26 protein-coding genes and 1 pseudogene are annotated in these 26,300 nt (G+C 58.1%); 11 read left to right on the top strand and 16 right to left on the bottom strand.

Annotation, left to right across the window (positions count from 1 at the left end; genetic code table 11):
• Nucleotides 1–159: 159 nt before the first annotated feature.
• From AB8W27_RS00760 to AB8W27_RS00750, 3 genes are all read right to left on the bottom strand, one after another.
• Nucleotides 160–591 carry an organic hydroperoxide resistance protein gene (locus tag AB8W27_RS00760; RefSeq protein WP_007703048.1) on the bottom strand — a complete coding sequence of 144 codons (432 nt, stop codon included), beginning with the start codon at nucleotides 589–591 and terminating at the stop codon, nucleotides 160–162.
• Between the two features lie 128 nt (nucleotides 592–719).
• Nucleotides 720–1,922: an MFS transporter gene (locus tag AB8W27_RS00755; protein WP_041924040.1), complete on the bottom strand. Its 1,203-nt coding sequence runs from the start codon at nucleotides 1,920–1,922 to the stop codon at nucleotides 720–722.
• 156 nt (nucleotides 1,923–2,078) lie between these two features.
• Entirely contained in the window at nucleotides 2,079–2,717 is a 639-nt protein-coding gene (locus tag AB8W27_RS00750; protein ID WP_015742870.1) for a hypothetical protein, read from the bottom strand.
• Between the two features lie 154 nt (nucleotides 2,718–2,871).
• On the opposite strand from AB8W27_RS00750, the gene AB8W27_RS00745 reads away from it, so the two are divergent.
• Both AB8W27_RS00745 and AB8W27_RS00740 read left to right on the top strand, forming a co-directional pair.
• Nucleotides 2,872–3,435, top strand: a complete 564-nt coding sequence (locus AB8W27_RS00745) for a DNA-3-methyladenine glycosylase I (RefSeq protein ID WP_041924041.1) — start codon at nucleotides 2,872–2,874, stop codon at nucleotides 3,433–3,435.
• Nucleotides 3,432–3,872: an N-acetyltransferase gene (locus tag AB8W27_RS00740; RefSeq protein ID WP_015742872.1), complete on the top strand. Its 441-nt coding sequence runs from the start codon at nucleotides 3,432–3,434 to the stop codon at nucleotides 3,870–3,872. The genes AB8W27_RS00745 and AB8W27_RS00740 overlap by 4 nt, the downstream gene beginning before the upstream one ends.
• Here AB8W27_RS00740 and AB8W27_RS00735 read toward each other — a convergent pair.
• The gene (locus AB8W27_RS00735; RefSeq protein WP_015742873.1) at nucleotides 3,841–6,174 is read right to left on the bottom strand and encodes a molybdopterin guanine dinucleotide-containing S/N-oxide reductase; all 2,334 of its coding nucleotides are present in this window, start codon (nucleotides 6,172–6,174) and stop codon (nucleotides 3,841–3,843) included. The two genes, AB8W27_RS00740 and AB8W27_RS00735, sit on opposite strands and share 32 nt — an antisense overlap.
• Before the next feature lie 178 nt (nucleotides 6,175–6,352).
• Between AB8W27_RS00735 and AB8W27_RS00730 the strand changes: the two genes are divergently transcribed.
• A complete protein-coding gene (locus AB8W27_RS00730; protein ID WP_015742874.1) occupies nucleotides 6,353–7,015 on the top strand; it encodes an OmpA family lipoprotein in 663 nt (220 codons plus the stop codon).
• 48 nt (nucleotides 7,016–7,063) lie between these two features.
• Here the strand turns inward: AB8W27_RS00730 and zinT are convergent, their stop codons facing one another.
• The gene (gene zinT, locus AB8W27_RS00725) at nucleotides 7,064–7,702 is read right to left on the bottom strand and encodes a metal-binding protein ZinT (RefSeq protein ID WP_041924042.1); all 639 of its coding nucleotides are present in this window, start codon (nucleotides 7,700–7,702) and stop codon (nucleotides 7,064–7,066) included.
• A 208-nt stretch (nucleotides 7,703–7,910) separates the two neighbouring features.
• On the opposite strand from zinT, the gene AB8W27_RS00720 reads away from it, so the two are divergent.
• From AB8W27_RS00720 to ghrB, 5 genes are all read left to right on the top strand, one after another.
• Complete coding sequence (locus AB8W27_RS00720; protein WP_015742876.1) at nucleotides 7,911–8,930, top strand: LacI family DNA-binding transcriptional regulator; 1,020 nt, start codon at nucleotides 7,911–7,913, stop codon at nucleotides 8,928–8,930.
• Between the two features lie 112 nt (nucleotides 8,931–9,042).
• Nucleotides 9,043–9,792 (top strand): sugar phosphate isomerase/epimerase, encoded by a 750-nt coding sequence (locus AB8W27_RS00715; protein ID WP_041924043.1) that lies wholly within the window; start codon nucleotides 9,043–9,045, stop codon nucleotides 9,790–9,792.
• Between the two features lie 2 nt (nucleotides 9,793–9,794).
• Nucleotides 9,795–10,733 carry a sugar kinase gene (locus AB8W27_RS00710; protein ID WP_041924044.1) on the top strand — a complete coding sequence of 313 codons (939 nt, stop codon included), beginning with the start codon at nucleotides 9,795–9,797 and terminating at the stop codon, nucleotides 10,731–10,733.
• Nucleotides 10,734–10,934: 201 nt separating this feature from the next.
• On the top strand, nucleotides 10,935–12,215 hold the full coding sequence (locus AB8W27_RS00705; RefSeq protein WP_015742879.1) for an MFS transporter: 1,281 nt from the start codon (nucleotides 10,935–10,937) through the stop codon (nucleotides 12,213–12,215).
• A gap of 69 nt (nucleotides 12,216–12,284) precedes the next feature.
• The gene (ghrB, locus tag AB8W27_RS00700; protein WP_015742880.1) at nucleotides 12,285–13,259 is read left to right on the top strand and encodes a glyoxylate/hydroxypyruvate reductase GhrB; all 975 of its coding nucleotides are present in this window, start codon (nucleotides 12,285–12,287) and stop codon (nucleotides 13,257–13,259) included.
• Nucleotides 13,260–13,326: 67 nt separating this feature from the next.
• On the opposite strand, the gene AB8W27_RS00695 is transcribed toward ghrB, so the two are convergent.
• The 3 genes and pseudogenes from AB8W27_RS00695 to AB8W27_RS00685 all read right to left on the bottom strand — a co-directional run.
• Nucleotides 13,327–14,037, bottom strand: a complete 711-nt coding sequence (locus AB8W27_RS00695) for a DUF3053 domain-containing protein (protein WP_015742881.1) — start codon at nucleotides 14,035–14,037, stop codon at nucleotides 13,327–13,329.
• A 252-nt stretch (nucleotides 14,038–14,289) separates the two neighbouring features.
• Entirely contained in the window at nucleotides 14,290–14,448 is a 159-nt protein-coding gene (locus AB8W27_RS00690; protein ID WP_015742883.1) for a type I toxin-antitoxin system Hok family toxin, read from the bottom strand.
• A pseudogene (locus AB8W27_RS00685) lies at nucleotides 14,408–14,494 on the bottom strand (DUF5431 family protein); the annotation flags it as partial. The pseudogene AB8W27_RS00685 and the gene AB8W27_RS00690, both read right to left, overlap by 41 nt.
• 514 nt (nucleotides 14,495–15,008) lie before the next feature.
• Between AB8W27_RS00685 and AB8W27_RS00680 the strand changes: the two are divergent.
• Entirely contained in the window at nucleotides 15,009–15,302 is a 294-nt protein-coding gene (locus AB8W27_RS00680; RefSeq protein WP_015742884.1) for an HTH-type transcriptional regulator, read from the top strand.
• Between the two features lie 144 nt (nucleotides 15,303–15,446).
• On the opposite strand, the gene AB8W27_RS00675 is transcribed toward AB8W27_RS00680, so the two are convergent.
• From AB8W27_RS00675 to AB8W27_RS00660, 4 genes are all read right to left on the bottom strand, one after another.
• Nucleotides 15,447–15,605 carry a Hok/Gef family protein gene (locus AB8W27_RS00675; protein WP_105538198.1) on the bottom strand — a complete coding sequence of 53 codons (159 nt, stop codon included), beginning with the start codon at nucleotides 15,603–15,605 and terminating at the stop codon, nucleotides 15,447–15,449.
• A 301-nt stretch (nucleotides 15,606–15,906) separates the two neighbouring features.
• Nucleotides 15,907–17,976 carry a glycine--tRNA ligase subunit beta gene (gene glyS / locus AB8W27_RS00670; protein ID WP_015742885.1) on the bottom strand — a complete coding sequence of 690 codons (2,070 nt, stop codon included), beginning with the start codon at nucleotides 17,974–17,976 and terminating at the stop codon, nucleotides 15,907–15,909.
• Between the two features lie 9 nt (nucleotides 17,977–17,985).
• Nucleotides 17,986–18,897, bottom strand: a complete 912-nt coding sequence (glyQ, locus tag AB8W27_RS00665) for a glycine--tRNA ligase subunit alpha (protein ID WP_004387598.1) — start codon at nucleotides 18,895–18,897, stop codon at nucleotides 17,986–17,988.
• Between the two features lie 118 nt (nucleotides 18,898–19,015).
• Nucleotides 19,016–19,327: a YsaB family lipoprotein gene (locus AB8W27_RS00660; RefSeq protein WP_015742886.1), complete on the bottom strand. Its 312-nt coding sequence runs from the start codon at nucleotides 19,325–19,327 to the stop codon at nucleotides 19,016–19,018.
• 187 nt (nucleotides 19,328–19,514) lie between these two features.
• On the opposite strand from AB8W27_RS00660, the gene AB8W27_RS00655 reads away from it, so the two are divergent.
• On the top strand, nucleotides 19,515–20,507 hold the full coding sequence (locus tag AB8W27_RS00655) for an acyltransferase (RefSeq protein ID WP_041924045.1): 993 nt from the start codon (nucleotides 19,515–19,517) through the stop codon (nucleotides 20,505–20,507).
• On the opposite strand, the gene AB8W27_RS00650 is transcribed toward AB8W27_RS00655, so the two are convergent.
• The 4 genes from AB8W27_RS00650 to xylA form a co-directional block, all read right to left on the bottom strand.
• The gene (locus AB8W27_RS00650; RefSeq protein WP_041924046.1) at nucleotides 20,500–21,420 is read right to left on the bottom strand and encodes a GlxA family transcriptional regulator; all 921 of its coding nucleotides are present in this window, start codon (nucleotides 21,418–21,420) and stop codon (nucleotides 20,500–20,502) included. The two genes, AB8W27_RS00655 and AB8W27_RS00650, sit on opposite strands and share 8 nt — an antisense overlap.
• Nucleotides 21,417–21,959, bottom strand: a complete 543-nt coding sequence (locus AB8W27_RS00645; protein ID WP_015742889.1) for an isochorismatase family protein — start codon at nucleotides 21,957–21,959, stop codon at nucleotides 21,417–21,419. The genes AB8W27_RS00650 and AB8W27_RS00645 overlap by 4 nt, the downstream gene beginning before the upstream one ends.
• Nucleotides 21,960–22,082: 123 nt before the next feature.
• A complete protein-coding gene (xylB, locus tag AB8W27_RS00640; protein WP_015742890.1) occupies nucleotides 22,083–23,537 on the bottom strand; it encodes a xylulokinase in 1,455 nt (484 codons plus the stop codon).
• A 48-nt stretch (nucleotides 23,538–23,585) separates the two neighbouring features.
• Nucleotides 23,586–24,908, bottom strand: coding sequence for a xylose isomerase (gene xylA / locus AB8W27_RS00635; protein WP_007765382.1), 1,323 nt, complete (start codon nucleotides 24,906–24,908; stop codon nucleotides 23,586–23,588).
• Between the two features lie 382 nt (nucleotides 24,909–25,290).
• On the opposite strand from xylA, the gene xylF reads away from it, so the two are divergent.
• A complete protein-coding gene (xylF, locus tag AB8W27_RS00630) occupies nucleotides 25,291–26,283 on the top strand; it encodes a D-xylose ABC transporter substrate-binding protein (protein ID WP_007765383.1) in 993 nt (330 codons plus the stop codon).
• Nucleotides 26,284–26,300: the final 17 nt, after the last annotated feature.

Below are 26,300 nucleotides of genomic sequence, written 5' to 3'. Positions count from 1 at the left end.
AGTATGTACGTAGCACTACGAGGGAATCAGGAGATTCTTAACTCAGACGCGGAGTAGTAGACCACACGGATAAGAAAAAGTGCGGGCTTTTAGGGCGGTCCGGCTCGTATTTACAAAAATATGAGGCCGGTACCGCATTTTACGAAGCGGGATAACCCGTTAGTCGGTGATAACGTTCAGCTTAACGTCAATGTTGCCGCGCGTGGCGTTGGAGTACGGGCAGACGATGTGCGCTTTCTGCACCAGTTCCTCGGCCTCTGCACGGTCCATGCCCGGCAGATGGATATCCAGCTGCGCTTCAATACCAAAACCGGTCGGCAGCGGCCCAATCCCCACCTGACCTTCGATAAAGGCCTCCTGCGGCACTTTCTTTTTCTCCTGAGAGGCGACATGTTTCAGCGCACCCAGGAAGCAGGCAGAGTAGCCCGCCGCGAAGAGCTGTTCCGGGTTGGTCACCTGACCGCCCTGGCCGCCCATCTCTTTCGGCACGCCAAGTTTCACGTCCAGCACGCCGTCATCGGAAGTCGCACGGCCATCACGGCCGCCAGTCGCTTTCGCTTTTGCGCGATAAACCACTTTTTCTAAGGACATCTTGTTCTCCTTTGTGTTGGCAATCACAGCTAGTAAGCATAGAACGTCTGAGCGAACTGGGGAGAAAGTGAGAACATTCGGGGGAAAAGCGCCGCCGCAGAAAGCGGCGGCGAAGCGACAATCCGGCATCAGGCGCTGGCGTGTTCCCAGGACTCGCGGCGCGGCTGGCGAATGGTGGTGGAGATAGCCAGCGAGACAATCAGCAGCGCGAAGATAACGCAGAAGGTGACGTAAAAGCCGCCGAACAGCGAGGCGATAATCGACCCGCAGATGCTGCCGATCCCAAAGCCCAGATAAATTACGCCATAGTTTTTCGCAAGATTGTTGAGGCCGAAGAAATCGCTGACCAGGGACGGATAGACCGTAATGGTGCCGCCGAAGTTAAACGCCACGCAGGCGATGGCGGCAAAGAAGGTCATTTCATTGAGCGGCGCGAAGAGCAGCGCGGCCATGCCGACCAGCGACACCACCTGCCCGAACGTAATCACGCGGATGCGCGGCATTTTATCGGAGAGAATGCCGAGCACCAGGCGGCCCGCCAGGTTCGCGATGGAAATCACGGTGACGGCGTTGGCGGCCGTGGCGGCGTCGAGGCGCACCATGCCCTGGGCGATATCTTTCGCCACGCCAATCACATACAAACCACTCATGCAGGCGGTCAGGAACATCAGCGCCAGCATCCAGTATTGCGGTTTACGCATCGATTCGGCGAGGCTGTAATCGCCTTCGCTGGCGCTATTGCCGGTACGCGCAGGCTGATTCGGCGCGTCTTTCATCAGCAGCGCGCCGCCGATGATCATCACCATCACCATGCCGCCCCAGATAATGAATGTGCGCTCAAGCCCGACGGACGCCAGCAGATGACTGTCGATAAATTTAAAACCGAGGCTGCCAAGACCATACGCGCCGATTGAAAACGCGGAGATAAGCCCTTTGCGCTCCGGGAACCACTTCACGCAGTTAGAGAGCGTCAGCAGATAACCGGCGCCGTCCGCAAGCCCCACCAGCAGGCCAGCGCTCAGCCAGAGCATCATCAGGTTGCTGGCGTGGGACGTTAACACCAGCCCTAACCCCAGCAGCACGCCAGAGGCGATCGTCACGCGTTTAACGCCGAAACGCTCCTGCAATTTCCCGGCGACCGATGATGACAGCGCCAGTCCCAGACTCAGCAGCCCGAAGGAAAACGCCACCTGGCTTACCGGCTCGTCGAGTTTCTGCGACAGGGCGCCGTTAAACAGGCTCCAGGTATACACCGAGCCCAGCGCGAACTGGGTAACAATGGTGCCCACGAGGGTGAGCCACCGGGTACGCTGTTGAATGGAGGTATTCATGGTTGTTGTCCCACTGATAAGAAGAAAGCTTCACTACCTGCAACGATAGCGAAGCCCCTACTTTTTCGGGGGAAAACGGCATGAGATGCCGCAGCCGCGGAATGAACTGCCGCTGCGAAGGCATGGATGGCCTTGAACGGGCGCGAATGACGCGCTCTAAAACGTCGCGCTGACGCCGAGGTTATACATTTGCGCGTCGTTTTCGCTAAGCCGCCCTTCCGCCTGGGAGAACGACGCCCACGCCGCGAGATGCTTGTTAATCGGCATATCCGCGCCGAACGAGACATCCATCCACGAGCCGTACTGGCTGCCGGGCAACAGCGGCTGCATACTCCACAGCGGATCGCCGTGCTGCTGGTTATAGCTCACCTGCGCCCACGGACGGACAGCGCCGAGGCGCGAATCAATCCGCCAGCCCAGCGAGCCGACGCTCGCATGCCAGTACGCCTCGTCCGCGCTGACGCCATTCTCCTGCAAAGGGAGGACGCTTGCTTCACGCCGCCAGCCCGCCACCGGGCGCGCGACCACGGGCACCGGCCATGACAGGCTCAGGCTTGCGGGCATTGCGGACTTCGCCGCCTCGTCGCGCTGCGTCTGCGCCACGCGCTCGGCCAGGATCTCGTCATAACTCGGTGTGCGATCGCTATCCCACGTATAACGTTCAGAGGTGTTACTTTGTGGGTCAACAGCGATATATTCCTGTTGCCAGGCGTGCGCCGCCTGCGTAAAAACCAGAGACCACAACAGCACCGCCGCGCGTCGCAACGCATGGCGTCCAGAGATAGTTATCATCATCAAGCGACTCCAGAAGAGAGCCGGTTCCGGCAGTTTTTATTGACGTTATTAGCGGATGGGTGAGTAACCCTGAATTAACTATTGTCTCTTTATTCGCAACGTCAAGCCGCTTCGGAAAATCGCTATGGTGTTTATTACAATGAGGGAATGCAGGATGGAACGTTGCGGATGGGTCACCCAGGACCCGCTTTATCTCGCCTACCATGACGAAGAGTGGGGCGAACCTCAGAAAGACAACCACAAGCTGTTTGAAATGATCTGTCTCGAAGGTCAGCAGGCGGGCCTGTCATGGATAACCGTACTCAAAAAACGCGCGCACTACCGCCGCTGTTTCCACGGGTTCGATCCCCATACCGTGGCGCAGATGGGGCCGGAAGAAATCGACGCGCTGGTGCTTGAGCCGGGCATTATTCGCCATCGCGGCAAAATCGAGGCGATTATCGCCAACGCGCGGGCGTATCTCGCTATGCAGGCGCAGGGCGAAGATTTTTCAGCGTTTGTCTGGTCGTTTGTGGACGGCGAGCCGAAAGTGAATTCCCCACAGACGCTCGCGCAGGTGCCGATCACGACGCCCGAGGCGCAGGCACTCTCAAAAGCGCTGAAAAAACGGGGCTTTAAGTTTGTCGGCCCGACGATTTGTTACTCCTTCATGCAGGCCTGCGGGCTGGTGAACGATCATCTCACCGGCTGCGGCTGCCACCCGGAGAATCGCCCGTGATCCGCGCGCAGCGGCCCTCTGACCGCAAGGCTATCCTGACGCTGTGGCTTGCCAGCACCACCGCCGGGCATCCGTTCATTCAGCCTGACTACTGGCGCGCCAGCCTGCCGATAGTGCGCGATGTCTATCTGCCCGGCGCCTGGACGTGGGTGGAGGAAAAGGACGGCGCGTTGCGCGGGTTTATCAGCGTGATGCATGAAAACTTTATCGGCGCGCTGTTCGTGGCGCCTGATTGCGAGGGACAAGGCATCGGCACCGCGCTGCTGACGCAGGTGCAGTCGCAGTACGATACCCTGAATCTTGAGGTCTATCAGAAAAACACCCGGGCGGTGAATTTCTATCACGCCCGGGGTTTCCGTATTGAAGAGAGCGCGTGGCAGGAAGAGACCGGCCACCCGACCTGGATTATGCGCTGGCAGGCGGATCAAACGCCGTAACGTCCGGCGCGGGCCCGCTGTACTTCTCCACACGCACCAGCGACGAGTTCGCCGCGCAGCCGTTGCCAAGTCGGGAAGTGGGGATATCGCGCGTCAGCACGTTCACCGCGCCGTTTTTGCAAAGCCCCTGCTGGTTCCAGTCGAAATCGGGCCATGCGCCCTGATGCAGGCAAATCACGCCCGGCTTAATGCCGTCCGTCACCACGGCGCCTGCCAGCACCTGGCCGCGCGCGTTCCACACCCGCACCAGATCGCCGTGGGCGATGCCGCGTTTACGGGCATCGTCCGGGTGCAGCGTCACCGGCTCGCGCCCGGCTACCGCGTAGCGCTCGCGAAGCGTGGAATAATTAAGCTGGCTGTGCAGACGGTGCGCCGGGTGCGACGAGAGCAGTTGCAGCTCGTCCGGCTGCGCGTTGCCGAGCCACTCGTCCGGCTCAAGCCAGGTCGGGTGCGGCGGGCAGTCGGCATAGCCGAAGCGGGCAATGCGCTCTGAGTAGATCTCGATTTTACCGCTCGGCGTGCTGAGCGGGTTTGCCGCCGGATCGTCGCGAAACGCGCCAAAGCGAACAAATTCGGCGTTTTTCGGGTTCTCCGGCATCTCGATTATCTCATTCGCCGCCCAGAAATCGGCGAAATCCGGCAGCGTCACCTGCTGCGCCGCGCCGCGCTCGCGGGCGATGTTGTAGAAAGTTTCCAGCCACTCCAGCTCGCTTTTGCCTTCGGTGAAACGCGACTGTCCGCCGGTTTCCCAGCGCTCTGACAGCTCAGCGAAAATATCGAAGTCATTACGCGCTTCATACTGCGGCGGCACGACCTGTTTCATCGGCACCATATGCTGGTTGCTGTAGTCGCCGGTCATGGTCATGTCATTGCGCTCAAATGACGTGGTCACCGGCAGCACGATATCGGCGTGCCTGGCCGCCGCCGTCCAGAAGCATTCCGAAATCACCACCAGCTCTGGCTTCTGCCACGCCTTAATCAGGCGGTGCGTCTCCTGATGATGCGTAAAGTTGGCGCCGCCCGCCCACCAGATAAAACGAATATCCGGGAAAATGCGCTGCTGACCATTGTGCGGGTATTCGCCGCCAGGGTTTTCCAGCGCTTCGACAATGCGCGCCACCGGGATTTTATCGACGGCCTCAATGCCGCCTTCCACACTGCCCTGCATCGAGGCCAGCACAGCCGCGCGGCGCGTCGGGTTGCCGCCGTTGGCGAAGTGATAAGAGAGCCCGAAGCCGCCGCCCGGCAGGCCAATCTGGCCGAGCATGGCCGCGAGCGTCACCAGCATCCAGTGTTTCTGCTCGCCATACTGCTGGCGCTGCATGCCCCAGCCCGCCATCAGTATGGTGCGGTTCTGGCTGAACAGGCGGGCCAGCTCGCGGATGGTCGTCGCGTCGACGCCGCAAATCGCTGCCGCCCAGTCGGCGTCTTTCGGCGTGCCGTCGCGCTCGCCGGTCAGGTAGGCCGCAAACTGCGCATAACCGTGCGTGCAGGCGGTGAGGAAGTCGTTATCCTGCCAGCCGTTTTCCACCAGCGTATGGGCGATGCCGAGCATCAGCGCCACGTCGGTGCCCATGTGCGGGGCTATCCATTCCATGCGCTCGCCAAAGAAATCGGCGGTTTCCGGGCGCATCGGGTTGATGCAGATAAGTTTTTTGCCGCTCTCTTTGAGCTTCTCGAAATAGCCGATGCCTTGTTCGTCAGAGGCGTTCCAGGCGATTTTCAGCGTATTGAGCGGGTTGGCGCTCCACAGCACCACCACGTCGCTGTGCTCCAGCACCAGCGGCCAGCTGGTCTGCTGCTGATAGACTTCGTTGCCGCCCACCACGTAGGGCATGATCACCTGCGCGGCGCCCGTGGAGTAATCGCCCAGATGGCCGGTGTAGCCGCCCGCGAGACTCATGTAGCGTTGCAGGAGCGTGGCGGCTTTATGCAGCACGCCGTTGGAGCGCCAGCCGTAGGAGCCGGCGAAAATCGACGACGGGCCGTAGCTTTCGCGAATGCGCCGGTGCTGCTGGTCAATCAGACGCAGCGCGTCATCCCAGCTGATACGCACGAACTCATCCTGCCCGCGCACGCCCTGCGGGCGGTCCGGCGAGGCGAGAAACCCCTTACGCGCCATCGGGTAGCGCACGCGCGCTTTGCTGTGCACCTGGTCCGGGACGGCGGTTTGCAGCGAGTTCGGGTGGCGCGTCGGCAACGCGCCCTGAGAGGACAAAACGGTTTCACCGTCGGTCTCGACAACCATTGGCCCCCAGTGGGCGGCGGTAACGATGCGTTTTAAAGCAGATGGGTTAGCCAAAACGGGCTCCTGACTGGCGTTTGCAGATGAGGCGGCGTGAGTATGGCTACTTTGTCGCCGCTCGATTCGTTATGGATAAAAAATCAGAACACTTCCCGGAATTTTCATCACATTCCCCCGTCATAATCAACCTCCGCCACTCCAGGCGAACCAGAATTAAATTGAATAAGGATATGCGATGAAAAAACGCATCATTTTTGTCGCCGCTATCGTCAGCGGCGCACTGGCCCTTTCAGGCTGCACCACGAATCCCTACACCGGCGAACGCGAAGCGGGTAAATCAGGCATTGGCGCGGGCATTGGCTCACTGGTCGGCGCGGGCGTCGGCGTACTCTCTTCCTCGAAAAAGGATCGCGGCAAAGGCGCGCTGATTGGCGCGGCGGCGGGCGCGGCGCTCGGCGGCGGCGTGGGTTACTACATGGACGTGCAGGAAGCGAAACTGCGCCAGAAAATGCAGGGCACCGGCGTCAGCGTCACCCGCAGCGGCGACAACATCATCCTGAATATGCCGAATAACGTGACCTTCGACAGCAGCCAGGCGAACCTGAAACCGGCGGGCGCCAACACCCTGACCGGCGTGGCGATGGTCCTGAAAGAGTACCCGAAAACCGCAGTGAACGTGGTGGGCTACACCGACAGCACCGGCGGACAGGCGCTGAATATGAAGCTGTCGCAGCAGCGCGCGGAAAGCGTCGCCAGCGCGCTCATCACCCAGGGCGTGGCCGCTAACCGCATCCGCACCAGCGGCATGGGCCCGGCGAACCCGGTCGCCAGCAACAGCACCGAAGAGGGTAAAGCGCAGAACCGTCGCGTGGAAATCACGCTGAGCCCGTTACAGTAACGGGCGATGGCCTCATCGGGCGCAATCCCGATGAGGCAGCATCAGGCTTTAGTGATGCAACATTTCATCCACCACCTGCGCTTTGCTTAACTGGTACGGATAGTAGGTCGGCCAGTTATCCATCTCTTTCAGCAGCGCCTCATGCGAGGTATTGCCCATAAAAATGTGGTAATGCGCGGACTTGCGCGGCGCGATAGTGTGATCGCTGAACTGCACGAATTTCGGCGCTTTTGACGCGCTGTCGGTGCACTCAAACAGGTAGCGCACGCCCTTCTTGCCGGAGGCGTACTGCAAAATCTTAAAGCCGTTATATTGATACGCGCAGGCATTCACAGTTTGCCCGATGTGAAACTCCATCACGTTGTTTTCAATGCCAATCATCTCAACATCCGTGGCGTACCCTTTTTGGTAGTAGGCGCGATACTCCTCCACGGTTTTACCGGCTGCTTTCGCTTTTTTCGCCAGCACTGGATCGAGATCGCCATTCAGAAGGTACGGATAAATCGACTGCCAGACGCCGTCCCAGTCGCTAAGCTCGCGGTCTTTGACGTCGCTGTCGTTAAATACCCCTTCGCTGGCCTGCCGCTCCGCCTCGGTCAACGGCTTGCCGTGATGATGCCCGTGCGCCGCGCTTTGAGCGCTTGCCAGCAGAAGCCCCATTCCCAGTAATAAGGCTAACTTCTTCATTTCTGTCACTCTCCTGTGTACGCGTTAGTCATGAATTGATACGTTATAACATAATTAAAAACAGCGCCACACCTTGAGACAGGGAAAAGATTACGGGCGACGATAATGCCCGTCAGGCAAACGCCTGCTTTACGACAGCCACCGAAATAATCTAATAATAAAAACAGTCACCTGCCCCACCGGCGTTTTAGCCTGAGAAGGAAGCCTCATGACCATCAAAGCGTCACGCCCGACCATCAGCGACGTCGCCCGCGCCGCGAAAACCGGTAAAACCAGCGTTTCCCGCTACCTGAACGGCGAAAAACACCTGCTTTCGGGGGATCTGCTGGCGCGTATTGAGCAGGCGATAGCCCAGCTCGATTACCGTCCTAACCAGATGGCGCGCGGCCTGAAGCGGGGGCGCACCCGGTTAATCGGCCTTATCATCGCCGATATCACCAATCCCTATTCGGTCAATGTATTAAGCGGCATAGAGGCGGCCTGTCGGGAGAAAGGCTTTACGCCGCTGGTCTGTAACACCAATAACGAGCTCGACCAGGAGCTGCATTATCTGGATCTCCTGCGCAGCTATCAGGTGGAAGGCATCGTGGTGAACGCGGTCGGCATGCGCGAAGAGGGGCTGAACCGGCTGCAACAGTCGGCGCTGCCGATGGTGCTCATCGACCGTAAAATCCCCGATTTCGCCTGCGACGTGGTGGGGCTCGATAACACCCAGGCGGCCACCACCGCCACGGAGCACCTCATCGAACAGGGTTTTGAGGCGCTGCTGTTTTTAAGCGAGCCACTCGGAACGGTCAACACCCGCCGCGAGCGCCTGACCGCCTTTCGCGCCACCGCCGCCCGCTATTCCGGCGTCGTCGCCGAAAACGCCGAAACGCCGTTGCATGAGGCCGATCATCTCGATAATACCCTGCGCCACTTCCACACCCGTTTTCGCGGAATGCGCAAGGCGGTGATCTCCGCCAACGGCGCGCTGACGCTCCAGGTGGCGCGCTCGCTCAAACGCATCGGGCTTAACTGGGGCGCCGATATCGGCCTGCTCGGCTTTGACGAGCTGGAGTGGGCGGAGCTGGCGGGGGTGGGCATTACGACGCTGAAACAGCCCACCTGGCAGATTGGCTACGCCGCGCTGGAGCAAGTGGTGAAGCGCATCGAAGGCCAGTCGCAGGCGGTGCGGGAGCAGGTTTTCTCCGGTGAACTGATCGTGCGCGGCTCGACGGCGCGCTGAACGACGGTTCGTGACCCCGATCATAAATTCGCCATCCTGGACTTCTCTTTGGAACCGGTTCCATCTAGCGTATTAACTATGTTATGCAGATGTAATCACTCCGGAGAAATCAATGGAGAGAGAAATTATCGTCGTCACCGCCGCTTACGGTAACGACAAAGTAAAAGCCCTCGGCGGCCAGCAGGCCGTGCTGCCGATCATCGCCGGCGCGGGCGCCGACGGCGTAGAGATCCGCCGCGAGCTGCTCGATCCGGCAGAGATCGACGCCCTGCCCGCGCTGGCGCAGGCCATTGCAGATAATCATTTGAAAGCCTGTTACTCCGCGCCCGAGCCGCTGTTTGAACACGACGGCAAAATCAACGCCCGCCTGCCTTCGCTGCTGGCCGAAGCCCATGAACTCAATGCCCGCTGGCTGAAACTCTCGCTCGGGCACTTCAGCCATCCGCACCAGGCGGAACCGCTCGCCGGGCTGCTGGCGCTTAGCGACGTCGCGCTGGTCGTGGAAAACGATCAGACCGACTGCGGGCGTCTTGAACCGATGCGCCGTTTCCTCGCCGCCAGCAAAACGCTCAATCTCCCCATTCGTCTGACCTTCGACATGGCCAACTGGCTGTGGGTGGACGATGCGCCGGAAGAGGCCGCCCGCGCGCTTCGCACAGGCGTCAGCTATATCCATGTCAAAGCCGCCACCACGCACCACTACCACTATCGCGCCATCGCACTGGATGACGCCGGGCCGCGCTGGCGCACGCTGCTGGAGATGCTGCCGCCGGACGCGCCGCGCGGCATTGAGTTTCCGCTGGAAGGGCGCGATTTGACCGCCGTGACCCGTCATTACGTCAACCTGCTGCGCGAGGAGTGAACATGGAACAGCCACTGGATGTGATTACCATCGGCGAAGCGATGGCGATGTTTGTCGCGACCGAGCCCGGCGACCTGGCGCAGGTAGAGCATTTTTTTAAACGCGTCGCAGGGGCGGAGCTGAATGTCGCCACCGGCCTGGCGCGCCTCGGTCTCAACGTAAGCTGGGTGAGCCGCGTCGGCAACGATTCGTTTGGCCGCTTCGTGCTGAGCCAGCTTGAAAAAGAAGGCATCGCTACGCGCGGCGTGACGATCGACGACCGTTATCCAACCGGTTTTCAGATGAAATCGAAGGTTGTGGATGGAACCGATCCCAGCGTGGAGTATTTCCGCAAAGGCTCCGCCGCGAGCCATCTGAGCGGCGAAGATTTTAACGCGCCGCTGTTTTACAGCGCCCGTCACCTGCATCTGAGCGGCGTGGCGGCGGCGCTTTCCGCAACGTCGTATGAACTGCTGGATCACGCCGCGCGCGCCATGAAAACCCAGGGCAAGACTATCTCCTTCGATCCGAACCTGCGCCCGGTGCTGTGGAAAAGCGAGGCGGAGATGACAGAGAAACTCAACCAGCTTGCCTGTATGGCCGACTGGGTGCTGCCGGGCCTGAAAGAGGGCCAGATCCTGACCGGCCAGCAGAGCCCGGAAGGGATTGCCGATTTCTACCTGACGCGCGGCGTGAAAGCAGTCGTTATCAAAACGGGTGCCGATGGCGCCTGGTATCAAAGCGCCAGCGGCGAGCAAGGTACGGTGGCGGCCGTGAAAGTCGAAAACGTGGTCGATACGGTGGGTGCGGGCGATGGGTTTGCGGTAGGCGTGATAAGCGCGCTGCTGGAAGGCAAAACGCTGCACCAGGCGGCGACCCGCGGCAACAAAATCGGCGCGCTGGCGATCCAGGTTCAGGGCGACAGCGAAGGGCTACCGACCCGCGAACAACTGGGCGAGTAGTCTACCTCGCCCCGATCCTTTCCTTAAGGAAAAGGCCTGTGGATTCGGGAGATTTATAACAAGACAAGTTTTTTACGCCTTTCCCCGCCGGGAAAAGCACAGGGTGAAGGGTAAAACCTGACCCCGAACAAACAGTATGAACAGCTTCCGTCGTCCCCTACACCGACGAGACGCATCCACCTCAACCATAGAGGGAATACGATGAAAAGTCCGACTAACGCTCCAAAACGCTGGTGGTACATCATGCCGGTCGTGTTTATCACGTACAGCCTGGCGTACCTCGATCGCGCAAACTTCAGTTTCGCCTCAGCGGCCGGCATCAATGACGATCTCGGCATTACCAAAGGCATCTCGTCGCTGCTCGGCGCCCTGTTCTTTCTCGGCTACTTCTTTTTCCAGATCCCCGGCGCCATTTATGCCGAGCGCCGCAGCGTGCGTAAGCTCATTTTCATCTGCCTTATTCTGTGGGGCGGCTGCGCCTCGCTGACCGGCGTGGTCAGCAATATCCCGATGCTGGCGGCGATCCGCTTTATCCTTGGCGTGGTGGAAGCCGCCGTGATGCCCGCCATGCTGATTTACATCAGTAACTGGTTTACGAAGTCGGAGCGCTCGCGCGCCAACACGTTCCTGATCCTTGGTAATCCGGCCACTGTGCTGTGGATGTCGGTGGTTTCCGGCTATCTCATCCAGGCGTTCGGCTGGCGTGAAATGTTCATCTTCGAAGGTATTCCGGCAGTTGTCTGGGCCTTCTGCTGGTGGGCCCTGGTGAAAGATAAACCGTCGCAGGTGAAGTGGCTGGCGGATGACGAAAAAGCGGCGCTCCAGGCGCAACTGAATAAAGAGCAGGAAGGTATCAAAGCGGTACGTAATTACGGCGAAGCCTTTCGCTCGCGCAACGTTATCCTGCTGTGCGCGCAATATTTCGCATGGAGCATCGGCGTTTATGGTTTTGTACTGTGGCTGCCGTCAATCATCCGCAGCGGCAGTGAAAATATGGGGATGGTGGAAGTGGGCTGGCTCTCTGCCGTACCGTACCTGGCTGCGACCATCGCCATGATTATCGTCTCCTGGGCTTCCGATAAAATGCAGAACCGCAAACTGTTCGTCTGGCCGCTGCTGCTGATTGGCGGGCTGGCGTTTATCGGCTCCTGGGCGCTCGGCGCGAACCACTTCTGGCTCTCTTACACCCTGCTGGTGATTGCCGGCGCGGCGATGTACGCCCCGTATGGCCCGTTCTTTGCGATTATCCCGGAGATGCTGCCGAAGAACGTGGCGGGCGGCGCGATGGCGCTTATCAACAGTATGGGCGCGCTCGGCTCGTTCGTCGGTTCGTGGGTGGTCGGCTATCTCAACGGCGCGACCGGCAACCCGTCCGCCTCGTACATTTTTATGGGGGTGGCGCTTTTCGCCTCCGTGTGGCTCACTTTGATAGTCAAACCAACCACCAACCAGCAACTGCCGGTGGGGGCGCGCCACGCATAACGCCCGGCGGGCGGCGTGATGCCGTCCGCTTGTCTATTCTTTCTCTTTTGTTCAACGCTGGAGACCTGCATGAAGCCGTCCATCATTCTCTACAAATCCCTGCCCGATGATTTGCTTGCCCGCCTGGAGAGCCACTTTAACGTGACCCGCGTGTCAGATCTGAGCCCGGAGACCGTCGAAGCTCACGCCAGCGCGTTTAGCGAGGCGCAAGGGCTGCTGGGTTCGAGTGAAAAAGTGGACGCCGCGCTGCTTGAGAAAATGCCCGCGCTTCGCGCCGCCTCGACGGTTTCCGTGGGGTATGACAATTTCGACGTGGACGCGCTGAGCGCGAAAAAGATAGCGCTGATGCACACGCCTACCGTGCTGACCGAAACGGTCGCTGATACGCTGATGACGCTGGTGCTGACGACCGCGCGCCGCGCGCTGGAAGTGGCCGAGCGGGTCAAAGCGGGCGAATGGACCGGCAGCATCGGCCCGGACTGGTTCGGCTGCGACGTACACCACAAAACGCTGGGCATCGTCGGCATGGGCCGCATTGGCCTGGCGCTGGCGCAGCGCGCGCATTTCGGCTTTAACATGCCGATTCTCTACAACGCGCGTCGCCATCACAGCGAAGCGGAAGCGCGCTTCAACGCGCGCTACTGCGATCTCGATACCCTGCTCGCCGAATCCGATTTCGTCTGCATCATTCTGCCGCTGACCGACGAGACGCACCATATGATTGGCGAAGAGCAGTTCCGCAAAATGAAGAAATCTGCGATTTTCATCAACGCGGGCCGCGGCCCGGTAGTGGACGAAAATGCGCTGATCGCCGCCCTGCAAAGCGGCGAGATCCACGCGGCAGGACTGGATGTGTTTGAACAGGAGCCGCTGGAGAAAGACTCTCCGCTGTTGACGCTGAAGAACGTGGTGGCGCTGCCGCATATCGGCTCCGCCACCCACGAGACGCGCTACAACATGGCCGCCTGCGCGGTGGATAACCTTATCAACGCGCTCAATGGCGACGTGTCGCAAAACTGTGTGAATCCGCAAGCGGTCAAATAAAAAACCACCTCTTCTGGAGGTGGTTCAGGGATGACAATAAAAAACGGCTCGTCAGAGCCGTTTTTTTTCACTGCATCGCGTTGGTCGCGGCGGTGTAAGCCTGGGTGAACGCCTTGTGTTGGTCGGCGAGCGGGCCTATCAGCGCGTTATACTGGCTGGCCTGCTGCGAGGTCGGGAACTGAATGCCGTTGGCCGCAAAGCCCACCTGCGTGCCCTGCTGCGCGATAAAATCGCCCACCTGCACCAGCTGCTGCGTGAACGTCTGCGCGGCCGGGATCAGCGGTTGCAGCGCATTGGCCGGGCCGGTCACCACTTTTTCATAGGCTTTATCAAATACCGGCTTCAGATCATCCGCCTGCTTCAGCGACGAGTGGGAACTGTCCGCCTGCATTTTCGCGTTCTGCAACTGCTGGCTCATCACACCCAGCGAGCCGTTGGCCTGGCGCAGCGCTTCACGCTGGGTCATGTAATCCTGCGGTACGCGAATGCTGTTTACGCTATCCACTACCGGGCGGATACCGGCGTCCATCGCCTGGTTCACCTGCTGAGAGTAGCTGTAAAGGATGGCATAGTCGGAAACAAACGGACCGAACTGTTTTTTCTGATCGGCGGTCAGCGTTGGCAGACGTTCGCCGCTACGCATCACCGTGTTTTGCAGAAAATCGACGAACGCTTTGCGCTGGTCGCCCTCTTTATCAAAACACCCGCTCAGGCTGAATACCATTAACAACGCCGCCAGCGGCGCGAACCAGCGAGAGCAGGACTTACCTGTCGCCATTTTTTTGCTCCTTTCACTCATCAACGCGCACACCACTGCCAGTGTGCTTCAAGGCCCACAAGGATAGTTCAGACGCGTCGCGCAGGATACCCTTTATTGCGCTGCAAAAGCGATTATGCGAAAGGCGATGCGCCGTACGTAAAAAAGGGCCGCCAGCCTGCGCTGACGACCCTTAATAAAGACGCTCGCAACCCTACCAACATGCAGCCTCGCCAGGCCTGAAAAGGCGGGGTTTCCCCCGCCCTCCAGACGCTACTTACCGGATTCGTAAGCCAGAAACGCAGCGGCCTCCCGATATCTGTCCTTATAACGAATTTCGCACAGCGATTTTCGTATAAGGAGCGTGAATATTAATAGTGTGATACAGACGATTAATACGCACCAGATAAGCACATTTCGCGGTAGTTTCATCAGCTTCTTTTCCTTGTCTTGCGACGGGTAAGAGGCTAATCTGCATATGTTTGGTATGGAGACAGCCTCGTTGGTTAATGAAAATTGACCTTCGGGGCTTTCTTCTTTCTGCCATCCGCCATAGCGGTAACACTGCCGGTTGCCGGAGGCAAAAAGCCTCAAGCGCCGGGGTCATTCTACGCCGCCTTTTTAATCTGCCAGAACGTGATTCGGTGCTTTTCAGAAACCGACATGGGCGCTTTCCCAGAAGCAGCCGGGCGCCGTGTAGGCGAGCGTCAGAACAGTGCTATGCGCGTTCTGGAATGCCTGGCACATCCCGTGATCCTTCACAGGCTAAAGGCTCGCGCCGGGATCTTTTACAAAACTATACCTTCCTAAGATTAATCTTAATATCAAAGCGTTATCACGCTATATTCCACCACCGAACGGTCAACACCGGCGCTCGCCAGTCAACAAGCGCAAAATCTTTGATTACGCTGCCCGCGGTTTGGTTTTTTCCGAACTATGATTAAGAAGCTTCTTAGACGTTCACGATCCCGCTGTGTGATTAGGAGTCCAAAATGGAATCTAAAGACCCTATGTTTGAGTTGCTCAGCAGCCTCGAACAAATTGTATTAAAAAAAGATGCCTCTGAAACGGTTACCCTGGCGCAGAAACCCAGCGTGTTTACAGAATTTGAACTGTTACGCAAAAGAACGGGCCTGAAAACTGATGATTTGGCTCGTGTGATGGGTGTCAGTGTCGCAATGGTTCAGGAGTGGGAATCCCGCCGAGTGAAACCCTCCAGCACCGAACTGAAGCTGATGCGCCTGATTCAGGCGAATCCCATGCTCAGTAAACAACTCATGGAATGAAACGCTAGCCAGCAGTACACTTTTTTTCGCAAACAAAACGCCCCCGCACATGCGGGGGCGTTGCTTTTCAGAATACATTTGGGTGCGTGCAGGCCAACCCGCCCTCCTGACCAGTGGGTGGGGGATCGCTCCCCCATCCAAAGGCTACTTCCCTGGTTCGTAAGCAAGGATTGCCCGTATTTCCCGGCTTCCCTCTTTAATAGTGAATTCACATAAGCGATCACGCATTATTAAGGCGAAACACAGCGCCGTAATACAAAGCGCTACTATGCTTAAAAAAGCATATCGGGATTTTATTGGCATAATTGCCTCCTTATAAGGAAGAGGCTACAATCAGGCTGTTGGGTTCTGATTGCAGCCTCCCCCGAGGTTAAATGGAATTAACTAAGGGGGGCATTCATCTGACCAGCCTTTGCATCATGCCCAAGCCAGCCAGCCTGAGCACCCGCGCGCTATATTATCCGCAACCTGAACATTAATAATTACGTGAATAAGTAATAAGCCCGTGCTTTTTGCTTTTCATTAATAAAATAAGAATTCAACGTAGCGAAATCCGCTATAAAAAAACCCGCCAGCGGCGGGTTTTTATTATTAACGGAACACGTTACTGGAGCAGGGAAATATCCGCGACTTGCAGGAACAGCTCACGTAATTTAGACAGCAGCGTCAGACGATTAATACGCACCTGCGCATCGTCCGCGTTAACCATGACTTTCTCGAAGAACTCATCCACCGGCTCGCGCAGTTGCGCCAGCTCGACCAGCGCTTCCTGGTAGCGGCCTTCCGCAAACAGCGGTTGCAGCTTGTCGCGCATCACGGCAACCTGCAGCGCCAGACGAATTTCCGGATCTTCTTTCAGCACCGATGCATGAACTTCATCGTTCAGCGGCTCGTTGGCCTTCGCAAGAATATTGGAAACGCGTTTGTTCGCCGCGGCCAGCGCTACTGCTTCATCCAGCGTACGGAAGTGCGATACCGCCTTCATGCGGGCATCGAAATCCGCCGGGCGGGTCGGACGATTCGCCAGTACCGCCTGAATGGTGTCGACGCTGTAACCTTCGTCCTGATACCAGGCGCGGAAGCGGCCCAGCATGAAGTCCACGACATCATCCACCACTTTGGCGTTGGTCAGCTTGCTGCCGTAGAGGCGCACAGCTTCTTCCGTCAGGGTTTGCAGATCGAGAGGCAGGTTTTTCTCAACGATAATACGCAGCGCGCCAAGCGCGGCACGGCGCAGCGCGAACGGGTCTTTATCGCCTTTCGGATGCTGACCGATGCCGAAAATCCCGGCAAGGGTATCCATCTTATCGGCAATCGCCACGGCGCAGGCCACCAGGCTTGATGGCAGCGCATCGCCCGCAAAACGCGGCATGTACTGCTCGTTCAGCGCAACCGCAACGTCTTCAGATTCGCCGTCATGACGCGCGTAGTGCATCCCCATGACGCCCTGGGTGTCGGTGAACTCAAACACCATGTTAGTCATCAGATCGCATTTGGAGAGCAGGCCCGCGCGCGTCGCGTGGTTCACATCCGCTCCGATCTGGTTCGCAATCCAGCCGGAGAGCGCCTGAATGCGGTCGGTTTTGTCGCGCAGCGTGCCGAGCTGCTGCTGGAACAGCACGGTTTCAAGACGCGGCAGATGATCTTCCAGACGTTTTTTACGGTCGGTGTTAAAGAAGAACTCCGCATCCGCCAGACGCGGTCGCACGACTTTTTCGTTACCGGAGATAATCTGGTGCGGATCTCTGGACTCGATATTCGCCACAAAGATAAAGTTCGGCAGCAGCTTGCCGTCGGTGCCGTAAACCGGGAAATATTTCTGGTCGCCTTTCATGGTGTAGACCAGCGCTTCTGCCGGCACCGCCAGGAATTTCTCTTCGAATTTCGCGGTCAATACCACCGGCCATTCCACCAGCGAGGTGACTTCTTCGAGCAGGCTGTCGCTCAGATCGGCGTTGCCGCCAATTTTAGCCGCTGCCGCTTCGGCGTCTTGCTGAATTTTGGCTTTACGCGCGTTGTAGTCAGCGATGACTTTGCCGCGCTCCAGCAGGATCTGCGGGTACTGATCGGCATGATCGATAGTGAATTCCGGCTCGCCCATAAAACGGTGGCCGCGGATCACGCGATCGGACTGGATGCCGAGAATGGTGGCCGGGAGCACTTCATCATCCAGCAGCAGCGTCACGGTATGAACCGGGCGCACAAACTGCACGTCAGACGCGCCCCAGCGCATCAGTTTCGGAATAGGCAATTTAGACAGCGCGGTGCTCACCATATTCGGCAGCAGCGCCTGCGCGCTTTCGCCTTTCACATGGGCGCGATACATCAGCCACTCGCCTTTATCAGTCACCAGACGCTCCGCCTGATCGACCGTAATGCCGCAGCCGCGCGCCCAGCCTTCCGCCGCTTTGCTCGGGTTGCCCTCGGCGTCAAACGCTGCAGAGACCGCCGGGCCGCGTTTTTCAACTTCGCGATCCGGCTGGGAAGCCGCGAGGCTCGCCACTTTCAGCGCCAGACGGCGCGGCGCCGCAAACCAGCTCACCACGCCGTGGGTCAGGCCCGCAGCGTCCAGTTCAGCGGTAAAGTTCGCAGCGAAGGATTCCGCCAGGCTGCGCAGGGCTTTTGGTGGCAGCTCTTCAGTGCCAATCTCCACCAGAAAAGTTTTCTCAGACATGGCAGCCTCTTATTTATTTCTGTTGCACATCGGGAAGCCCAGCGCCTCGCGGGAGGCGTAGTAGGCTTCGGCCACGGCTTTGGTCAGCGTGCGGATACGCAGAATGTAGCGCTGGCGCTCGGTTACCGAGATAGCCTTGCGCGCGTCCAGCAGGTTGAAGCTGTGGGCGGCCTTCAGAATACGTTCATAAGCAGGCAGCGGCAGCGGGTTTTCCAGCGCCAGCAGCTGTTGAGCTTCTTTTTCGTACTGCTCAAAGCAGGTAAACAGGAAATCCACATCGGCGTATTCGAAGTTATAGGTGGATTGCTCCACTTCGTTCTGGTGGAACACGTCGCCGTAAGTGGTTTTGCCAAGCGGGCCATCGCTCCAGACCAGGTCGTAAACGCTGTCCACGCCCTGAATGTACATGGCGAGACGCTCAAGACCGTAAGTGATTTCACCGGTCACCGGTTTGCACTCCAGGCCGCCGACCTGCTGGAAGTAAGTGAACTGCGTCACTTCCATGCCGTTCAGCCACACTTCCCAGCCGAGACCCCAGGCGCCGAGCGTCGGGTTTTCCCAGTTGTCTTCGACGAAGCGAATATCATGAATGGTCGGGTCCATACCCAGCTCTTTAAGCGACCCCAGGTACAGCTCCTGAATATTGTCCGGCGACGGCTTGATGATCACCTGGAACTGGTAATAGTGCTGTAAACGGTTGGGGTTTTCGCCGTAGCGGCCATCGGTCGGGCGGCGGGAAGGCTGAACATAGGCGGCCGCGATCGGCTCCGGGCCCAGCGCCCGCAGGCAAGTCATCGGGTGGGAGGTGCCGGCGCCGACTTCCATGTCCAGAGGTTGAACGATGGTGCAGCCCTGACGAGCCCAGTAATCCTGTAAGGTCAGGATCAGGCCCTGAAAGGTCCTGGTATCAAACTTTTGCATATGATTTCGCACGCGATACGAGTGGGTTTATTTGGAAGCGGTCAGTATACCCGTTGACCGCCAGATATACAGCCTCAATCCACGACCAAAAGCGGGCGGTTGACGCGTGGTTGCGCCATTAGCGCATTGAAAGGTGTAAAAATCGACCATCCGCGTCGAAAGAACAGGTAAAGCCTTCTTCGCGCGCCGTATAGCCGCGCATTTCATAACTTCCCTGAAACGCGTCGAAACTGTTGACGGTGATTTTCTGCGCGGCGGTATTGTAGCGGCGGGCGGCATTCTCTTTACAACGCTGCTCCATTTCCAGTGAATAGGGCGCGCTGACGCGGCCTTTTTGCGCATACTGCGGGTGCGTGTCTTCGTGACTGCAACCCGCGAGCGCGCCTGCGAAAAGCCCCAGCCAAAGCGTGTGCGGCAACAGCCTCGTCATAGTCTGTTATCTCCATGTTAAAATGACGACCAAAGCGCGGGTGACCGCCGCGGAAAACGGGCGTGCATTCTGCGAAACCATCCCCTGAATGACAACAGACCGCCCTGAAACTCAGATTGTTCCGTGGTGCAGGATCCAGAATCAGGAAGTCACACTGCTGAGAATTAAAGATGGTACAGAGGAACCGATGCAGCAAAAAATTCACTGGATAGACAATCTGCGCGCGATAGCCTGTCTGATGGTCATCATGATCCACACGACGACCTGGTACATTACCAACCCTTCGCTGGTCAGCCCGGTTAACTGGGAGTTGGCTAATCTGCTCAACTCCGCATCACGCGTCAGCGTGCCGCTGTTTTTTATGATTTCAGGGTATCTGTTTTTCGGCGAACGCAGCGCCGGACAGCGGCATTTCCTGCGCATCGCGCTCTGCCTCCTCTTTTACAGCGCCGTGGCGCTTGTCTACATCACGCTGCTGACGCCGATCAATGAGAAACTCTCGCTTAAGCTGTTGTTACAGAAGCCAGTTTTCTACCATTTATGGTTTTTCTTCGCCATTATCGTCATTTACCTGCTGTCGCCGTTAATTAGCGTTAAGCGCATCGATGGCCGGACGGCGCTGGCGCTCATCGTGCTGCTGGGCGTGGTGGCGAACCCCAATACCGTGGCGCAAAAATTTCACGGCGTGCAGTGGCTGCCGGTGAATCTCTATATTAACGGCGATACGTTTTATTACGTGTTGTACGGGCTGATGGGCCGCGCGATCGGAATGATGGAGACAGAGCAGCGCCCGGCGAGCCTGGTGGCGGGCATTGTGCTGGCGGTCAGCACCGTATCGATCGCGAGCGGCACCCACCAGGCGCTGGAGAGCCACGGCAACTTCGCTGATACCTTTTATCTTTACTGCGGCCCGCTGGTGCTGATTGCCGCCTTAAGCCTGCTGGTGCTGGCGAAAAACCTGCTCAACCGCAAGCTTGCGCCGCTCGCGTTTATTGCGCGTTATTCGCTCGGGATTTACGGCTTCCATGCGCTAATCATCCACTTTTTGCGCACGCGGCATCTGGAATTTACGGCATGGCCGGTGCTGGATATCGCCTGGATTTTCAGTATGACGCTGGCGGGCAGCCTGGCGCTGGCCGCGCTGTTGCAACGCGTCGACCGGCGTCGTCTGGTCAGTTAACGGCGCGCGTGCGGGCGCGCTGGAGCTGCCGGGCCGACGAAAACCCGGCGGCCAGCGCCGCCTGCTCCGCGCCCTGCCCCTGCAATAAACACTGGCTGGCGAACGCCACGCGTAGTTGTTCAAGATAATCGCGAACGCTTATTCCCAGGTGTTCCTTAAAAAGCCGCGTGAGATGGCGCGGGCTGACATGAACTCGCCCGGCAATCTCCGTCAGACTCCATGCCGCCTGTGGGTTGGCGGCCAGTAAATCCTGAGCGCGATGCACGGCGGGGTGTAAATGATTCCGGTAACGCAGCCAGGGCGAGAGCTGCGGATCGTCGCCGGAGCGACGAAACCAGACCACCATTTCGCGCGCCACGTCGAGCGCCACGCGCGGTCCGCAGAGACGATGGATCAGATACAGGCTTAAATCGATGCCGGAAGTAATGCCCGCGCTGGTCCAGATGCCGCGATCTTCCACAAAAATGCGGTTATCGCGTACCAGCGCGCCGGGGGCGGCGGCTTTAAGGCGGGCCAGCACATCATGGTGTGTAGTGCACTCAACGCCATGCAGCAGACCCGCTTTCGCCGCCAGTAGCGAGCCTGAACAGACGCAGATAAGCGTGAGTTGCTGGCTGTGGATCAGCGGCTGAAGCCGCATCAGCCAGTTGCGGGCGGCCAGCGCCTGTGGCGTATTAAACCAGCGGCTGGAATCCGCGACACCTGGCAGGACGAGCAGGCTGCCTGGCGGCAGTGTTTCCGGCAACGGCGCGATACCTGCCACCTGTAAGCCGGTCGACATCATGACACGCGCTTCAGGCCCGATATAGTTCAGGCTGAAGGCGTCGCCCGCGAGCGCGAACGTCTCCGCCGGGCCCGTTAAATCGAGCGCCATGACGCCAGGCAACACCACAAACCAGACAGGAATGGTCATCCCAAAGACTCCAGACATTGCGCCACGCTGCTAATCACCGCAAAACGCCCAGCCAGTACCGTTTCGGTACGGTGGCGCAACGCGTCCACATCCAGCGTCACGCCTTTCCAGGTCATCGGGAACGTCAGCGTCGCTTCACTGACAAACGTCACCCGATACCCCAGGTCAGAGGCGACCCGCGTTGTGGTTTCGCAGCACTGCTCGGTACGGATACCGCAGATAATGAGGTGGTTAATATCTCGTTGACGCAGCCATAAATCCAGCCCGGTATCGGTAAACGCGTTATGGACATGTTTGTGGAACGTGGCCGCAGCGCGATGGCGCAGGAAAGGCATCGGCGCCACAAAGCCGGACGCAAGCGTAAACATCTCGTCTTCATCGACATGAAAAACATCGACAATCGGGACGTTGCGCGCTTCGCAGCCAGCGATAAGCGTATTGATAGCCTCGCAAAACGCCGGAAAATCATCTTCACGCCAGTAGCTACGGTGAAAGAAGGATTGCTGAGTATCGATATTGATAAGGGCGGTACGCGTCATTTCAGGACACCTGTCTGAGTGGGGGTGAACCCTATTCTTACAGGCATGCGTGACGCCGGGCAGACCAGAAAAGGACAAAAACCGGGTGTTTCAGGACGGCTTTCTGATCACCCGGTTTTCTGGTTACGACATCAGCGGCAGCAACTGCTGGTAGAGCGTGCGGAAGGTTTTTCGCTGCTCGCTATAGCGTTCATTGCGCGCCGCATCCGGCTGGTGTTGCTGCTCCAGCGCCAGCGGCGGCAGTAAGTCATTAAGAGGGCGATCTGGCGCAAGCGCGATTTGCGCAAGCCTTGCCGCGCCAAGCGCCGGGCCAACGTCGCCGCCGGTGCGGTAATCCAGCGGCACGCCGCTGATATCCGCCAGCATCTGCCGCCAGTATGCGCTGCGCGCGCCGCCGCCAATCAGCGTAACGCTTTGCGGCGTCACGCCGCAGTCATGCACCACGTCCATACCGTCCGCCAGCGCATAACCCACGCCTTCCAGCACCGCGCGCGCCAGTTCGGCGGGCCCATGCTCGTGCGTCAGCCCAAAAAATACGCCTTTCGCCAGCGGATTGTTGTGGGGCGTGCGCTCACCGGAGAGATACGGCAAGAACCAGACAGTACCGGCGTCGTCACGCGCGCTTTCCGCAGCCGTAAGCAACGCTGGAACGCTTCCCGCGCCGGTAAGCCGCGCGGCCCAGTCAAGGCATGACGCGGCGCTCAGCATCACCGACATCAAATGCCAGCGCGCCGGTAAGGCATGGCAGAAGCTGTGCACCGCGCTTTCAGGCTTGGCCCGAAAGCCATCGCTGACGGCAAAGTAAACGCCGGACGTACCAAGCGACAGCATCGCCTGGCCCGGATCGGCAAGACCAACGCCCACGGCGCCCGCAGCATTATCGCCGCCGCCCGCCACCACCGGCACCGCATTCATACCCCATGCCCGCGCAACGTCATCTTTCAGCTCGCCCGTGATCTCGCTGCCTTCAAACAGCGCAGGCATATGCTCGCGTTGCAAGTGACAAGCCGCCAGCATTTTGTCGCTCCAGTCGCGCTGCGCCACGTCCAGCCACATCGTGCCTGCCGCATCGGACATATCACTGGCAAAAGCACCGGTCATGCGTAACCGCAGGTAATCTTTGGGCAGCAGCACTTTATCGGTTTGCTTAAAAATTTCCGGCTCGTGGCGTTCAACCCACAGCAGCTTCGGCGCGGTAAATCCGGGCATCATGAGATTGCCGGTAATCGCGCGCGAATCAGGGACGTTTTCTTCGAGGAGGGCGCACTCCTGCGCGCTTCGTCCGTCATTCCAGAGGATCGCGGGACGCAGCGCCCGCTGATGTTTGTCAAGGAGCGTGGCGCCATGCATCTGTCCGCTTAAGCCTATCGCTTTCACGTCTCGCAGGTTGTGCTGCGCGCCCAGCGCCTGCATGGCGCGGTCAGTCGCCTGCCACCAGCTTTCGGGATCTTGCTCCGACCACAACGGATGCGGACGGGAGACCTGCAACGCTTCGCTGTGCGAGGCCACAAGCGCGCCCTGCTCATCCAGCAGAATAACTTTTACCCCTGAAGTCCCAAGATCGATCCCAATGTACATAACCGCCGCTCCTGTGCAGAGCGCCGCCCACAGGCGGCGCAACGCATTTTACTTATCAAACAGATAATAATTAACCAGGTTTTCCAGCTGTTCCTGGTGTCCGCTCTGATGCTGCGGCGCCAGATTATGTTGCTCCGCGTACTGCGCCAGTTCGGCAAGCGTCATCTGGCCTTTGAGGATCTGCTGGCCAAGCTCGCCGTTCCAGCCGGCGTAACGGCGGGCGACGCGTTTATCCAGCTCGCCCTCTTCGAGCATTTTCGCCGCCACTTTCAGCGACAGCGCCATCGTATCCATCGCGCCGATATGGCCGTAGAACAGGTCATATTTATCGGTACTCTGACGGCGTACTTTGGCATCGAAATTAAGCCCGCCGGTGGTGAAACCGCCCGCTTTGAGAATCTCATACATCACCAGAGCATTCTCTTCGACGCTGTTCGGGAACTGGTCGGTATCCCAGCCGAGCTGTGGGTCGCCGCGGTTCGCATCCACCGAGCCGAACAGGCCGAGCGCGATAGCGCTGGCGATCTCATGGTGGAAAGAATGGCCCGCAAGCGTGGCGTGGTTCGCCTCGATATTAAGCTTAATCTCTTTCTCAAGGCCGAACTGTTTCAGGAAGCCATAGACGGTCGCGGCGTCGTAGTCGTACTGATGTTTGGTCGGTTCCTGCGGTTTCGGCTCAATGAGCAGCGTCCCGCGAAAGCCGGTTTTATGCTTATGCTCCACGACCATCTGCATAAAGCGGCCAAGCTGTTCACGCTCCTGGCGCAGATCGGTATTGAGCAGCGTTTCATAGCCTTCGCGTCCGCCCCATAGCACATAGTTTTCGCCGCCCAGCTGATGGGTCGCGTTCATGGCGGTGACCACCTGCGTGGCCGCCCAGGAGAAGACTTCCGGGTCAGGGTTGGTGGCGGCGCCTGCGCCATAGCGCGGGTGCGTAAAGCAGTTGGCGGTGCCCCACAGCAGCTTCACGCCGCTCTCCTGTTGCTTCTGCGCCAGCACCTCTACCATCTGGGCGAAGTTATTCAGGTACTCTTTCAGCGACGCGCCTTCCGGCGACACGTCGACATCATGGAAGCAGTAGTAAGGCACGTTGAGCTTATGGAAAAACTCGAATGCCACGTCGGCTTTGCGTTTCGCGAGGTTCAGCGCGTCGCCTGCCTGTTGCCACGGGCGTTCAAACGCGCCAACACCAAACATATCCGAGCCGTTCCAGCAGAACGTATGCCAGTAGCAGGCGGCGAAACGCAGATGATCTTCCATACGTTTACCGGCAACCAACTCGTCGGGATTGTAATGGCGGAATGCCAGGGGGTTGGTGGTTTTCGGGCCTTCATAACGCACACGTTCAAGTTGGTCGAAATAAGTCGGCATAATTGACTCCGTAATCAGGGCTGTTCCAGCGAGAATAAATTAATCCTGGAATTTCCTTTCCCTTTGCTCAATTACGTTATTTCACACTGCGATTAAGAGAATGCGCAAATGTGCGCTGGCTCGCAAAAAACAGGTTAGTTCCACTCAATATTGCATTGCGCGATAAATTCCATTTTATTTGTGAAACTTTTGGATTTAACATTAGAAATCCGATCGGCGTCATAAAATCAGAAATAAACAAAAAAACGTAATCCGAAGATTAAAATCTGTAATTGATCGCCAGCCTTTCCGCGCTAAAAATTCCTGCGTCCGTAAGTATGAATGTCCGTTTCGTCCCCGATGAATTAAGCCCATTCGTAACACTGGAACAGGTATAAAAATCATGAAAATAAAGCAGCTTATTCTTACCCTGTGCGCGTCGCTGGTGTTAACCAGCTTCAGCGGCATCGCAAAAGACGTCAAAATCGGCATGGCGATCGATGATCTGCGGCTTGAGCGCTGGCAGAAAGATCGCGACATTTTCGTCAGCAAAGCGGAATCACTGGGCGCCAAAGTCTTTGTGCAGTCGGCGAACGGCAATGAAGAAACGCAAATGTCGCAAATTGAAAACATGATCAACCGCGGCGTGGATGTGCTGGTGATTATTCCCTATAACGGGCAGGTATTAAGCAACGTCGTCGCCGAGGCAAAACGCGAAGGAATTAAAGTGCTGGCGTATGACCGTATGATCAATAACGCCGATATCGATTTCTATATTTCGTTCGATAACGAGAAAGTCGGTGAAATTCAGGCGCAAAGCCTGGTCGACAAGGTGCCGCAAGGGAATTATTTCCTGATGGGCGGTTCGCCAGTCGATAATAACGCGCGCCTGTTTCGCGATGGACAAATGAAAGTCCTGAAGCCCTTTGTCGATAGCGGGAAAATAAAAGTCGTCGGCGATCAGTGGGTGGATGGATGGCTGCCGGAAAATGCGTTGAAAATCATGGAAAACGCGCTGACCGCTAACAACAATAAAATCGACGCTGTCGTCGCCTCTAACGACGCGACCGCAGGCGGTGCCATTCAGGCGTTAAGCGCGCAGGGCCTCGCCGGTAAAGTCGCGATTTCTGGACAGGATGCGGACCTTGCCGGAATCAAGCGCATCATGGCTGGTACGCAGACCATGACGGTCTATAAACCGATCACTCAGCTTGCCAATACGGCCGCCGAAGTCGCGGTTGAGCTTGGCAATGACAAACAACCGAAATCTGACGCCACGCTCAATAACGGGCTGAAAGAAGTGCCCTCGCGCCTGTTAACCCCCATCAAGGTGGATAAATCCAACATTGAATCCACCGTCATTAAAGACGGCTTCCATAAGAAAAGCGATCTGTAATCCCACGGCGTTTGCGG

Origin of the sequence: Cronobacter turicensis, assembly GCF_041222865.1 — a bacterium.
Classification (GTDB): Bacteria; Pseudomonadota; Gammaproteobacteria; order Enterobacterales; family Enterobacteriaceae; genus Cronobacter; species Cronobacter turicensis.
Note: the sequence above shows the minus strand (reverse complement) of the source record. Positions and strands in the feature narration are given on the sequence as shown.